A 14,531-nucleotide genomic window follows, 5' to 3' on the forward strand; every position below is an offset into this window, starting at 1 on the left:
GAGAGTAACAAAAAGCGCTTATAGGCTCTCTCATTCAAGTGAGTGATTAAAGATCATATACATCATTTACGTTCCTTTTGATAAGTTTTCATATCTCTAATAGAGCGCTTGTAATAGATATGTTTTGTATATATGTGTCATTACCTTGATTAGGGTTGATTCATAAGGATAGACATTAGAAAGCCGCGTCATATCAGTTGGCACGGCTTTCTTTTATGAATTCTCTCTTTTATGATGGGTTTATAGCCATAAAGAAGGCACCCCCATACCTATTTTTATTCTGTTTTATCAATAATCTTAACGACATTATCGCTTTGATAAACCTCATAATTTTTAGGAACTAACTTTGCTTTGCTTTTTGTGTTGATTGTTGCATTGCCATAAGCACGCCCCCAGATCGTTGCACAATGTGAGATTTTTGCATTACCATAAACAGAGCCATAAATCTCACAAGAGCCCCCCACGCGCGCATTGCCATAGACCTTGCCATAAATCTTTGCACGACCATTAATCACAGCATAATTATAAATTTTCGCATGGCTATAAATGCAAGCAGAGCCACAAACCCTAGCATGACCATAGACGCGGGCATAACTAAAAACCGTAGCATCATAAGAAACATGCGCATGGTCATAAATATGAGCATCAGCAAGAACGCGGGCAGCACCACTCACATGAGCATTGCCATAAACATTGCCATACACATGAGCACTCCCATAAACACAAGCCTGATCATAAATCTTTGCATATTGAGAGATAAAAGCCTTGCCATAGACCTCGGCATTGCCATAAACGAGACCACAGACTTGAGAATAATGCCGTATTTTTGCATCATCATAAACACGGGCATGACCATAGACACAAGCATTATCATAAACCCAGCAATTGCCATCATGAGATAGGTTGACTTCCTTTTCAATAAAACCCCCCAATGCACCCGTCTTTACATCAGCAAAATCTTTTAATGCTTTAATGCGATAAAGGCTTGTAATATTTCGAGTAAGAGCATGTTTGATTTTTTTGATTTCACTGGTTAATTCATATTTTTTGCACATAGAGATACCCTCACAATTTAATGTGTTAAACGTTTTCTAAAATTTGGAATGGAAAAATTTGGTTTGAAAGCAAGCGCCCCCACAACGCCCGCCGCTGCTTTATTGATTAAACCCAGACAATTTCTAACTCGCCATAAGGAGAGAGACGTTCAGTATAGGTTTTTATTTTAGTAGACCCGCCGACATTTTCACGAATAACAGCAATGCCATGGATATGAGCATTTTCAAAAATATGCACGTCATTTGCTATACGCGCGTTTTCATAAACCCTAGCATTGTCATAAACATAGGCATTATCATAAATAATAGCCTTGCCATACACATGAGCATTGCCATAGACACGGGAATTATCAGAAACAACGGCATTGCCATAAACATGCGCATTATCATAAATATAGCCAGCAGCGATAGCATTATCATAAACGCGGGCATGACCATAGATATGACCACAAGCGACAGCCTTGCCAAAAACCCTTGCGTTTTCATAAACGTGACCATTTTTAAACACAAGAGCATCATCATAAACCCAGCAATTGCCATCATGAGAGAGGTTATCTTCCTTTTCAATAAAGCCCCCCGAGGCACCCGCTTTAACATCAGAAAAGTCTTTTAATGCTTGGATACGATAAAGGGTATGATTACCAAATACACGCGTTTCATTTGTGAGTGTAAACTTTTTTTGCATAACACTATTCCTTTATAAATAGATTTAAATTTTAAAATGAAATGTTTAAAGGGGGCGCCCCCGCCGCGCCCGCGCATTATTTACGCAGCGTCTTTTCTAGACTGATTATCATCACAAATATCATTCGTAATTTTTTCACGGCTATTAACCACGGCATTACCATAGATTTGTACATCATGATCAATATTGGATTTACCATAGACCTTTGCATTTTCATAAATTCTTGCAAAGGAGCCCACCCGAGCCGAGCCAGAAACCTTTGCATCATCAAAAATACTTGCAAAACTCTTAATCCAAGCATTACAAAAGACATGGGCATTGCCATAAATACACGCCCCCCCATAAATGCGTGATTTACCATAAACATGGGAATTCCCATAAACAAAGCCACTCACATGAGCATTTTCATATACACGGGCATTATCATAAATATGTGCACTAGGAGAAACATTAGCATTATCACAAACCATGGCATTGCCATAAACTAGACCACAGATCCTAGCATTGTTACTAATTTTTGCATTGTCATAAATGCTAGCATCATGACCGAATACCCATGCCTTATCACAAACCACAGCATTCCCATAAACTTTAGCTTCCCTAGCAATAATGGCATCATGATGTATTTTTGCATTTTCAGAAACGACGGCATTGCAAAAAACCATAGCATTATCATAGACCCAGCAATTGCCATCATGGGAGAGGTTGTTTTCATTTTCAATAAAACCGCCCAATTGACCAGCCCTAACATCATCAAAATCTCTTAAAGCACGAATGCGGTGTACAGTAATCCCTTCAAAAGTATGATTTTCATTAGTCAATTCATATTTTTTAGATACAGTTATAGTGGACATAGGTAACTCCCTAAGTTTATATTTGATAAATTTTAGAATGAGATTTTTAAAGAGGGGCGCCCCCGCCGCGCCCGCGCGTTATTTACGCAGCATCATTTTCATATTCGCTATCATCGTCATAATACCATTCACAATCAGCATAATACTCATGACGGTAATAATCATCTTCACTTCCAAATTCTGGATATGCCTCATCCCAAATATGATCATCAGCAGTTAAAGAGGCGGCGCTATGAACATAAGAATCGCCAGAGATAAGAGCCCCACAAACCACGGCATCATCAAAAACACGCGAGCCATCACAAATATGAGCAGCGCCGCTTATTTTAGCATTGCCACCGACATGAGCATCATCACAAATAACGGCATCATCACAAATATGAGCATGATCAGTGACGCGGGCGTTATCATAAATTTTAGCATTACCTTCAATTACAACGGCATTGCTAACATGAGCATTTCCATAAAGCTTTGCATTGTCCTTTAATAACATGCCTTCAAAAATAGCATTACCATAAATTCTTGCATTACCACAAACATCAACAAAAAAGCTTTTTACTTTAGCATTGCCTGAAACCCTTGCATTTTGAAAGACGCGCGCTTTGTCATAAACCCAGCAATTGCCTTTGTGAGATAAGTTACTTTCGTTTTCAATATACCCCCCAAGATCGCCCGCTTTGACATCACCAAAATCTCTTAAAGCACGTATACGGTATAATATGAGACCAGTCACAAAATCCATTTCGCCAGTAAACTCATACTTTTTGGATATTTTTTTCTTATTAACGGGGGTAATTTTTGAGATATTTGTCATAATTAAAACCTTATGGTTATATGTTTGTTATTGACACCCCTATAAGGGCGCCGGGCGCTAACAAACACGGCCATAAGTCCGTTGTCACACTTTTCTCATAAAGAGTATTGTATGGTGTGACCACACCCGACAAAATCACTATATATGCTAACAAAAGCATAAAAGAAAGTCAGTTTTTATAATAGGATTAGGTTTATCGCAACCTAGTCGCTTATGGTTTAGTGTTTGTTAATCACTTAATTATTTATATAACAAAATACGTATTTATTGTCAATTAATATTTTATCTTTTTTGATATTTTTTTGTATTTTTTTAAATACGTTGTGTATTGATAATATCTTATGCTTATGAATTGCTTCTTTTATATTTATGTGCTTTTAAAGCTATATTATGGGCTTTATAAAACGATTGCGTTATGTTTTGAATCTATACATTTATAATATTTAAAAACGCTCTCATAATGCGTATTTTTATCTTTATAACCTATCAGTTTTTTCACTAAATGAATTTAAATTTTTTTGTGAATTTTGTTTATAACGCATTTGCAACTTAACAGCTTTTTATAGGAACTGTTTTTATAACCAACGCATTCATTTGTATTATGATTATAAAACCTTGCTGTTTTTATGCATTCTTTATAACCGTTATATGCTTTACAGCCACCGCATCATTTTTCATTTTCATAAGAGAAAAGATAAATAGGATAATTGCGATTTATAGACTGTTATGAAAACACTTATGAAAACATCTAAAGAGAGTTTGATAACTATAGAGATTAGAAAAATCCCTTTTATTGAATTTTATCAGTTCTTTTGAATGATAACCTTATGATTTAGAGAATGATTACAACGTGCTTTATGAAAATCATGTGATCCTTTAAAGCTTTTCAAAAGATAGCTTGTAACTTATAAGAGATGCTATCAAGATCATTAGGTTATGAGTTTTGGGGGTGTTTTTTATACGTATTATTTTATTTTTTTAATTAGAAATAAAAGTTATTATATTTCAATATGTTAATGTTTTAAAGAAACAACCTATATTAAATACAACCCATAAATACAATCTATAATATATATAAAAAAGGGGTTTTGTAGGGGTTTTGGGGGGTTTAAGAACCTACAAAACCTATAAGTAAAATGAATATACATAACTCTCTTTAAACAAAGCTTTTGAAAACAATAAAGCACTCATTTTAGATTACGGTATAACCTCTTAAAGGCAATGTAAAAAAATCTAACTCTATTTAAGATGGGATTTCTTAAAAATCTTAAAGCAATCCAAATGAGAGTATCTAAAAGTGCAAATGATTTCTTTTTAGAATAACGCATATAAACACTCCTTTTAAAGATTAGATGTAATAAACTTAACAAAAGAGGTATAGATTATGGTTATAAGCTCTATACCCCTTATGCGTTTATCATAACCATTATGTGAGCATGCTTTATAAGTTATTCAGTTTCTCTTAATACCAGATTTGGTAAGTTTTTTACGATTTTCATTGTTTCTAAACTTACAGTAATAACCCTTTGAAATAATTCTAAAGGGTAGGCAGGGTTGCCAACGGTTTCAACAGCATAGCGATTGGCATCATTGACAATGCCGCTCTTTTTATCAGTCTTAACACATTGACGCCCCATAACCCATTCAAGAGCAGGCTTGCCGTTGACGATATACTCATAAGCTTCAAGAGGGATATCTGTTATGGTAATATTGCTATTATAGATAACCGTTGATTTATCCTTTTCCTTACTATTCTTAATTTTTGCGAATTTCATTTCAGTTACATAATAGAATTTTTCGGGATTAGAGATGTCAGTTAATTTTGGATTACCCTTTTTAAAGGTTACTGGATAAGGCTCTACATCTTCATAATTCACGTGCAAATGACCCAGTTCACGCCCTGCTGTTACAAATTTCCAAAAATCTTCAGCACTCTTTACACAAGGGATACGAGGTAATTCTTTAGAGAGGTTATCAGCATAACGGGCACGATAATCTTCCGAATGCAAAATTCCATAAACGTAATAGAATAGATCATCCTTAGAGATTTTTTCATTAGGATAAGCTGCTTTAAAATGTGCTAATCCCGCATCTGTAATGCCATCACGAACTTTCTTTTTTACACTTGCAGCAAATAAACTCTGGTTATGATGTTTTTTTTCATCAGAATATAATAAAAGTGGATAGCATCTCGTTTTTTCCAATGTATCAAAACTGATTGGCTTATTTGTCATAAGACAAGAAAATCCTGATCGATTTCCTATTCCAGAAACACAAATTCCAAGGTTGCCAAGAATATTTGAGTTAAAAAATTGATGCGTGTGTCCTAGACCTTCATTTAAGAATGGTGATGTATAATGCCATAGTGTCATAAACGGGCGATAAAGAATGAGAGCTTTTAGATGAGATTCAAATGTTGCTTCTATGCTCCGTTTTAATTTGGAGATAAGAGCATCCGTCCAACTGATTTTTGTAGTATCATAATCAATGATTTTTTTCATAGATATAGACGGATTTTCAGCAACGAGACGCCTTTGTTCATTAAAAAAATCAATTGCCTTTTGCACAGATGTACTTAGTGCATCTGTTGAAAAATTACAAACCCAAGAATCTCTTGCTGTTCTCATACCAAGCGACACTTCCTCAAAAAGCTTAGTATCTATCGACGTATTCCTATCTCCCATAGGCATAAATTGATAAAAATTGACATCTCTTGGTTTTATCCAGTCATGCTTTTCATTAGGAGTAATTTCAATAAATTGTTTGGAGTGTGTTATTCCTTTTATACTCTTAAATTCACGCAATTGCTTTAATTTTTCCTTTGTAGAAAGGTTATCCCCAATATCATGATAGAAAATCTTACAAGGCTGTTGTTTTTTTGGATTACGTACAAAAAGAGTTATTGATATTCCATTTTGACATCCAGAGCCAAAGACGTTTTGTCCTTCTTTTGCCATTCTGTTCGATAATCTGTTTTTTCGAATATCTCCACGAAGATTAACGATATAAATAGAGGAATATTCATTTTCTAAACAACTACGCATACCATCCGCAGAGATTTTATCTATCCATCCATTCCCAGAAATATAAGCGACAATACCTCCTTGTGAACTTAAGCGATTACTTGCCCACCTAATTGCTCGAATATAGCTATCATAAAGCTTATTTCGATTCATTTTTTCTGATGATCTCGTTATATATTGTTTATAGATACTATCATCAAGCGTATCATAACGCACATTTGGATTGTTATCATTGGCATTTTTTTGCCCTACGGAATAAGGAGGGTTGCCAACAATAACTTGGATATCTGCTTCCTGCTGTTTTTTACACCGCTCTGAATTCTCAAACATATAGCGTGTAAAAAAATCTTTTTCCTCTAACATCAGAAACGTATCAGTTAAACAAATTCCTTCAAAGGGTATATAATCTCCTTTCATAAGACTATGATAAGTCGATTCAATGTTAATGGCTGCTATGTAATAGGCTAGGAGAACAATCTCGTTGGCTTTGATTTCATTTCGGAACTTATATTCCATATCCTCTGGTTTTATCAGTCCAGATTGTAAAAGCCTTGTAATAAAGGTTCCTGTACCTGTAAAAGGGTCAAGAATAGAGACGCCTCGAGAACTTAAGCTTTGTCCAAACTCTTGCTCTAAAACATCATTGACGGAATGTAAGATAAAATCAACTATTTCAATAGGCGTATAAACAATCCCAAGCTTATCTGTTGTCTTTTTGAATGCCTTGGTAAAAAAATCTTCGTAAAGTTTGATAATAAGATTCTGTTTTGCTCGCGTCTCAATAATCTCCTCTGTATCATCCTTTACACTTTGATAAAACTTTTCAAGATCTTTGGCTTCGTCTTTGATATTAATCTTATCAAGTTCTCTTAAGATCTTTTCCATCGCTTGCGAGATGGCGTTTTTACTCACAAACTCATTTCCATCAAACAAGGATTCAAAAATAGGTCGTGTCACAAGGTGTTGCGCCAACATCTCGAGTGCATCCTCTTGCTCGATACTGTCATTTAAACCGTTCTTTAATTCTTTATGAAAGGCATCAAAAGCATGAAAGGCTTCACTCTTTTTATCAGCGAGTATGCTTTTAAGACGAATAATATGATTTTGTGCAATTGCAGCTACATTGCCAGCCCAATTTCCCCACTGATTAGGCTCCCCACATTTTTTGACAATGATGGGCTTAATAGCACGCGATAATTCATCAACATAAAACTCGAATTCTTTTTGTCCTTCATAGCTATGAGAATTTTCACTTGCTACTGAACCAATATGAAGCCCAGCACCTTCCGATTTCGTATGGAAAGAGAGTTCGTCAACAACTGCGGTCATTGCTTGTAAAGCAGGGTCAAAAGTGACTCCTACAATCTCAAACACATGACGAACATTTTGGTCTAGCTCTAAGGCTTTTATTTTGTTTTTAAAGTTGTCATCATGAGCACGCAAAGCATTGAGAACTTGCCAGATGACATCATACTTTGTATTGTTTTCTAAAGCCTGTTGTGGTGGAATATTAAAGGGAATACCAACGGGTAAAATAATATAGCCTGTTGTTTTACCTTCTGCGCGGCGCATCACACGCCCCACAGCCTGTATCACATCCACATGACTTTTACGCGGGTGTAAAAACATAACCGCATCAAGAGCAGGGACATCGACTCCTTCAGAGAGACAGCGGACATTGGTTAACACACGGCAGTTATTCTCATCTGTATCTTCTTTAAGCCAATCAAGTAATTTATTACGATTTTTGCCATTAAAAGAGCCATCAATGTGCTTAACATCAAAGATAAGAGAAGTCTTACTTTCTGGAACAAATTTATGATATTCATCAATGGCGTCATTGAATAGTTCGCTAACGAGTTGAGACGTATTGATATTTTTACAAAAAGCCAGAGAACGACGCATAGGTTTTATGCCATCTTCTTCTTTCTTTTCTATTTGGGAAAGTGCTTTGTAGCAGCCAATGATTTTGGTTGTATCATCAAGAATAAGTTCGGAATTTTTATCTTTAAGGCGTTTCTGAATCGTTGCGTTAATAATTGCTTCATCAACAGCCAAGACGATAACTTTATAGGGTGTTAAAAGTTTATCTTTTAGAGCTTTTGAAAAAGTATAAGTGTAAAGATTTTTTCCATAGAGCTCTTCATCATCCATGGACGCCAGAACAGCATCAGATGCGTCAGCCTTCTTTTTCAACTTGTCGGTAAAGATCTTAGGGGTTGCCGTCATGTACAGACGTTTTTTGCCCCGAATGATGCTGTTATCATGAACCTTGATAAATTCAGATTCACGCTTGTCTGTTCCTAACACAGCTCCAGTGGTACGGTGTGCTTCATCACAGATGATCAGATCAAATTCGGGTAAATCATACTTTTTTTGCGCATCCGAAATCACTTGGATTGAATGGTAAGTAGAAAAGACCACAGTCATTAGATCAAGAGAAGTTTTATTGGCTTTACGCGCAAGCTCTTTGGCATCGGTCGTAGCCGGTAAAACAAGGTCTGATGCATCGAGACCAGCTTCATCATCATCATTTTTATTATTCTTCCGACGTTTACCCACTTGTGTATCCGAACACACAGCAAAGGAACGCAAAGGCACTTCTGTATCTTCTGTCCATTCACGAATTGTTTGAGAGATAAGAGCAAGGGAGGGTACCAAAAATAAAACACGTTTGCCTTGACCTGCTATGGTTTCTGCTATCTTCAAACTGGTGAAAGTCTTTCCCGTTCCACATGCCATAATGAGTTTGCCACGGTCTGCTTCTTTTAAACCTTCACAGACTTTCTCAAGGGCTTCTTTCTGATGATCTAAAAGCTTTTTCTTTGGTTTCTCTTTAAGGACGGCTTGTCCTTGTTCTTTATAAGCGCTCCAATCGATTTGACTGCTTTCCAAATCAAAAAGGTTAATACGTTGAATACGAACCTCTTGTCCTTCACAAGTCAGTTCAACATTGTCACTCCAATCTGTTTCAGTGCTATCAACCAGTATGCGACGGGTGAAGATTTTTTTGCCCGAGGCAGCGATAAAGCTATCAATATCTTCTTTTTTAATTATGTGAGAGGCGTTATAGCATTTACATTGAATGGCAGCATAACCTCCTTCATCACGGATTGTCGCCACCAGATCAATCCCAATATCCGTTCCATCTTCATCATGCTCTTTTGCCCATTCCAAATAAGTTTGAACCTTTTCGTATTCTTGCTTTTGAAGAGGGTCTTCACTCAAATAAACCATGACAAGGTTTTCAAACATGGTTCCTAATTCACGGGGTGATTTTGATTGTTCGCGATAATATTCCAACAGAGAGCGTAAAGTGACATGTTCATTATCAGAATTAACAGATTGCAGCATATTATAATAAAAATCCCTTGCCTTAAGAGATGATCAATAATCATCAAAAGAATCAAAACGAACTCAATCAAATGCATTTAAAGCAAATAACGATAAAAATGGGAAAAAACTGATAAAAAGCCGATATTTTTTCAAAAGGGGTTTTTAGAGGTTGTTTATCAACAGCCCATGACACAGCGTAAGATCAGCAAAATAGTGAAATTTGCTATTCGTTTCACGGGTTAATTAAGACAAATGCACTATGTGTTTATAAGGTATCAGAATTATTATTTTGATAGGTTTTGTCTGTTTTTAAAACCCCCAAAACCCCTACAAAACCCCTTTTTATATATATTATAGATTGTATTTACGGATTGTATTTAATATAGGTTGTTTCTTTAAAACATTAATGCATTGAAATATAATGATTTTTATTTTGAATTAAAAAAATAAAATAATACGCATAAAAAGCACCCCCAAAACTCATAATGGGGAGTGCTTTGAAGAGTTCACTGTTATATTGTTAATGTTCTATAAGATTTCCAAATTGCCTCAGTGTGATGTTTTATGGCTTGTCACTAAGGGATTCCATTCATAGCGTATGGTAGGGCGACCGCCTTGTGAGCTCTTGTCTCCAGAGATTTCACGAATATAGTTACAACGGCATAAAAGCTCTAAAGCTTGCTTAACGGCTTCATTATCTTTGAAACATTTCCAATCACGTTTATAAATATCCCTTGTTGTAAAAACATCGGGTAAACAATCACAACGTTCGACAATTAATTTTGCTCCCTCTGTTGCTAAGCTATCCGCCGCCGCATAAAGCCTTTTGACATGACTTAATAAATATTTTTCCCAATACAAGGCTCTTTCAAGGGCATCTCTATTGATTTCAAAACGACCATCCTCAACCAGTTCAAAAATCAACGCAAGGGTTGGTATGGTTTGATTCATTTTCAAAAGATGTGCTTTTAAACTTGATGAGAAATGACCATTCTTTATTCTTTTCTGAAAATCTTCCCACCATTCACGAAACATTTCTTGGGCTTGGGCAGAAAAGCGTATAGTTATCGGATATTTTGGTGATCCTAATGGTTTATCATAAAGAGAACGAAAAAAACCTTGATAACTTTCCCATGCCTTTTGATTAGGAGGTCTATCAACCCATAACTGCTCTTGTCGTTCATCGGGATAGATCAGCATTTGAAACCGTTGCATAAGACCATCATCGTTTATTCCACGGTGCATGTCTTGAATAATGGGAATAATACGTGCAGGTTGAATACCCCCTATAATAGAGACAGTTGCATTGGGAATAAAAATGGTTCCCCGCCCAATCCGGTCATAGGTGTAAGACTTATTGCCATTAAAAGCTGTTAGATAGAAAGAACGGTCTGATTGATATTCCTTTCTTTCCATATCTGTTAAGAAACCGGATAATTCATCACGCACCATCAAGAGACCGCGGGGATTTTCTTTTAAGAGTTCCCCAAGCTTTTCCACGCTCGTATCATTGACAATAAAACGAGAGACATCATCGTCACTTTTACGAGTAAGAAACTAAATGGTGTGCAAAGCGATCATGCAATCATATTCTCGCAATATTAGAAAAGTAATAATTTATCATTACTTACTGATATAGAGTGCAGTATTTAAAAAAATAATTTGCTTCAATTACCAAATAAATAAAAATACAGTTGATTAAGGGAATTTTTGCTTTGTATGAAGCACACGTAAAATACGAACAACGCCATCTGAAATATCATAAATCATGATATAATTTGGATGTACAATAAATTCACGTGTATTTACAACTCGTCCTAAACGACCAAGAGTAGGAAACTTAACGAGTTTTTCTATCTTTTCAGATAAAAGTTGATCAAACTTTAAGGCAGCAGAAGGATTATCTTGTGATATGTATTCACGTATCTTTTTGCGGTCAACGCGTGCTACTTGTGTCCAAATTAGCTTCATAAAGTTGATCTATCTAGTTTACTTTGTATTTTTAAGCGCCATTCCTTTGCTTCTGCTTCGATTTCCTCAGAAGATATTATATCGCCTGCATTAGCAGAATTTATCCCTAATTGAACCTGTTCCCGAAACCATAAATCGTGTGCACTTCTTTCTTTTTGTTCTTTTACGATATCGCGCATATAATCTCGCAACAATTGTGCACCAGATCTATCACACGCTTTTGCTGCTTTGGAAAATTCATTTTTCAATACATCATCAACGCGAAAGGTAAATGTCGTCTCAGCCATTTTATTACCTCTTAATGTGTTACAAAATAGTTCTAATGTAATACATTTTGACTATTTCTTCAATAGGTACTGTTAGAATAGATATTTTCTATCTATCTTGCATTTTCATATCCAAAACATGATTGTTGTTTACATATAAAAAACTTATAATTTAATTCACATTATTTTATGGGATAAAATATTAATTTTGATCTAAATTAATATTTTTACTTAATATGATACAATTTTGTGCATATTTATGAGTTTCTCATGATTACAAGATACAGAAAATCAAAAACTTGGATTGTATAGCCAATTTTCTCTTGATGTTTTAGAACTTCTTAAGGACGTTAGTGAGCGTAATTTATAAGGTACGCCAATTTATTAAGGAATAACAGCCTATCATCATGAGCGGGGCAATGAGTAAGTCCATAACGCCCATGCCAAGTACCACGCAAGGCACGTGTAATGCCCCGCGCATTCTTAAAAGAACACATCATTTTAAATCCTATAACGTTGCGTCACAGGACGGATTGTGCACTCTCTAGATTGATGAGTTTGAGAAAGCCTTGTCCGTCCTTACGTGACAAGGTTTTTTTATGCCACGTCGTTATAACGTTGCTGTTTTGCTTGTTCGATTACATTCAAAAGATCCGATTGTAACCAACGGGATAAAAAACCAAATTTTAAAGGTTTTGGGAGAGAGCCATTGGTAACATGACGGCGGAATGTTGAGACACTCATATGAAGCAATTTTGCACTTTCACGGTCTGTTAAAAGAATATCATTTTCTGTCATTCTAAAAACCTTTTATTTTCAAAAAATGGAAACAAATCATGCCCATTTATTAAGCACATTTTGGTTTATTTTTGAAGGTATTTTATTTATAGAAAACAATATATTATCATATAATTTCTGATGTGATAATTTATGCGTCTTATTGAGAGAGAATGAGAAAACAGAGAGAGAAAGTTATTCACAGATCATGGGGTTATGCACCCCATATCTTAAGATTGCCCAGTGACATAAGCCGCCCATTTATCCATATAGACACGGCGCTGTTCTAGATAGTCCGTACGACGATAGGCACGCTCTACTTTACCGCCTACCGTATGACTTAGAATAGTTTCAGCGACCTCATAGGGGGCATCGGTTGTTTCAGCGAGCCAATCGCGTAAACTAGAACGAAAGCCATGCGGGCAGGCGTTTAGTCCAGTTTTTTGCATATACCTTGCCATATTACTTTCACCAAGAGGAGCACGACCGGTTGCAGAAAGGATAAAATCACTTTTGGAAAGACAGCGAGCATGTTCAATCACTTTCATTGCTTCTGTTGATAAAGGTACGCGAAATTCTGTTGTAGCATCGCGCTTTCCTTTCATATTTTCAGCAGGGATTGTCCATATATTTCCATCAACCTGATCCTTATGAATATAACGTAAGGAATGCGTACGAACGCCTGTCAAGATGAGCAAACGCAAAGCCAGTTGTGTTATAGCTGTTGTTTGGCAAAGTGTTTTATAAAAAGCGGGTATATCTCTCCAATCCATTGCTGGTCTATTAGTGATTTTATGACGTTGTTTACCTAAAAGAGCACGTGCTTTTTCGGTTGCTTGTAAGTCAACATCTAAACCTAGTGCAGCCGCATGTTTGAGACAAAGTTTGAGACGCATCAATGCTGTCCGAGCAGCTCCAGCTTTTGTATGCCAAATAGGGGCAAGGGTATCGCGTATCTCTGTTTGCGTAATTTCTGAAACGGGTAAACAACCTAATTTGGGGAGAATATGAAGTTGTAAAGGCGAAAACCAATCTCCATTTTTACCCTCTCCTTTTAATTCAGCTTTACGAGTTTCAAAAGTGTCTAAAGCAATATCTTTTAAATAATGGAGATTACTTATTGCCTCACGCTTTTGTTTATTGCGCTCTTTAATGGGGTCACGCCCCTCATGCAAAACAGAACGCCATTGGTTTGCCAATTCACGTGCTTTTTTTAAAGAAACATGTCTTAAAGCACCCAATCCCATTTCACGACGGCGCCCGTGAAGGGTATACCGTAAAATCCATTGAGCACCTCCATCTTTACGCTTATGAAGTAACAAGCCGGCACCATCATTATATTTGCCAGCCCCCAATGTTGCGACAGATCTTGCATTCAGACGGTTCATAAGAGCCATTTTTAATCCTTTCTTATACAAATTTTATCCACACACTCATCCCACTTGTTATGTGCAAATGAGTGGTTTTGATTGATGCAACATAAACAGATTTGAAATGAGAGAATCTTACGTTATTCGAGACTCTCATTCAACATACAAAACAGTGAATTATCATTATAAATCAGTGTGTTGATCACTCATATCGGGGGGCAAAGGTGTTGCCATTGATTCAGGAAACAACACGGAAATTGTAGCCTCGATACTCACAGCCGGCAAGATAGGGGAGACTTCAGGAGCAAAAACGCCAGAAGACCAAGCAAAAGCCGATATTACCATTCACTCTGGTGGCAATATTCTCATCAAAGGGGCGC

At 36.3% G+C, this 14,531-nt stretch carries 10 protein-coding genes and 1 pseudogene; all 11 read right to left on the reverse strand.

What is annotated here, in order from left to right:
• Positions 1-275: 275 nt before the first annotated feature.
• The 11 genes and pseudogenes from D1093_RS03305 to D1093_RS10170 all read right to left on the reverse strand — a co-directional run bounded on the left by D1093_RS03305 (position 276) and on the right by D1093_RS10170 (position 14,496).
• Positions 276-1,055 carry a hypothetical protein gene (locus D1093_RS03305; protein WP_120100658.1) on the reverse strand — a complete coding sequence of 260 codons (780 nt, stop codon included), beginning with the start codon at positions 1,053-1,055 and terminating at the stop codon, positions 276-278.
• A 106-nt stretch (positions 1,056-1,161) separates the two neighbouring features.
• A complete protein-coding gene (locus D1093_RS03310; protein ID WP_120100660.1) occupies positions 1,162-1,740 on the reverse strand; it encodes a hypothetical protein in 579 nt (192 codons plus the stop codon).
• An 80-nt stretch (positions 1,741-1,820) separates the two neighbouring features.
• Positions 1,821-2,594 (reverse strand): hypothetical protein, encoded by a 774-nt coding sequence (locus tag D1093_RS03315; RefSeq protein WP_120100661.1) that lies wholly within the window; start codon positions 2,592-2,594, stop codon positions 1,821-1,823.
• 82 nt (positions 2,595-2,676) lie between these two features.
• The gene (locus D1093_RS03320; protein WP_120100662.1) at positions 2,677-3,408 is read right to left on the reverse strand and encodes an LbetaH domain-containing protein; all 732 of its coding nucleotides are present in this window, start codon (positions 3,406-3,408) and stop codon (positions 2,677-2,679) included.
• Positions 3,409-4,856: 1,448 nt separating this feature from the next.
• Entirely contained in the window at positions 4,857-9,785 is a 4,929-nt protein-coding gene (locus tag D1093_RS03325) for a DEAD/DEAH box helicase (RefSeq protein WP_120100663.1), read from the reverse strand.
• A gap of 531 nt (positions 9,786-10,316) precedes the next feature.
• Positions 10,317-11,291 (reverse strand): annotated as a pseudogene (locus D1093_RS03330) (DUF3987 domain-containing protein); the annotation flags it as partial.
• Between the two features lie 174 nt (positions 11,292-11,465).
• Entirely contained in the window at positions 11,466-11,738 is a 273-nt protein-coding gene (locus D1093_RS03335) for a type II toxin-antitoxin system RelE/ParE family toxin (protein ID WP_120100665.1), read from the reverse strand.
• The gene (locus tag D1093_RS03340) at positions 11,735-12,025 is read right to left on the reverse strand and encodes a CopG family ribbon-helix-helix protein (RefSeq protein WP_012231079.1); all 291 of its coding nucleotides are present in this window, start codon (positions 12,023-12,025) and stop codon (positions 11,735-11,737) included. Before D1093_RS03340 ends, D1093_RS03335 begins: the two co-directional genes overlap by 4 nt.
• Before the next feature lie 576 nt (positions 12,026-12,601).
• Positions 12,602-12,802, reverse strand: coding sequence for a helix-turn-helix transcriptional regulator (locus tag D1093_RS03345; protein ID WP_007347430.1), 201 nt, complete (start codon positions 12,800-12,802; stop codon positions 12,602-12,604).
• Between the two features lie 209 nt (positions 12,803-13,011).
• Positions 13,012-14,178: a tyrosine-type recombinase/integrase gene (locus D1093_RS03350; protein WP_120100666.1), complete on the reverse strand. Its 1,167-nt coding sequence runs from the start codon at positions 14,176-14,178 to the stop codon at positions 13,012-13,014.
• Positions 14,179-14,334: 156 nt separating this feature from the next.
• A complete protein-coding gene (locus D1093_RS10170; RefSeq protein WP_244614021.1) occupies positions 14,335-14,496 on the reverse strand; it encodes a hypothetical protein in 162 nt (53 codons plus the stop codon).
• Between the last annotated feature and the right edge of the window lie 35 nt (positions 14,497-14,531).

It is taken from the genome of Bartonella kosoyi (assembly GCF_003606325.2).
In the GTDB taxonomy this organism is placed as follows: Bacteria; Pseudomonadota; Alphaproteobacteria; order Rhizobiales; family Rhizobiaceae; genus Bartonella; species Bartonella kosoyi.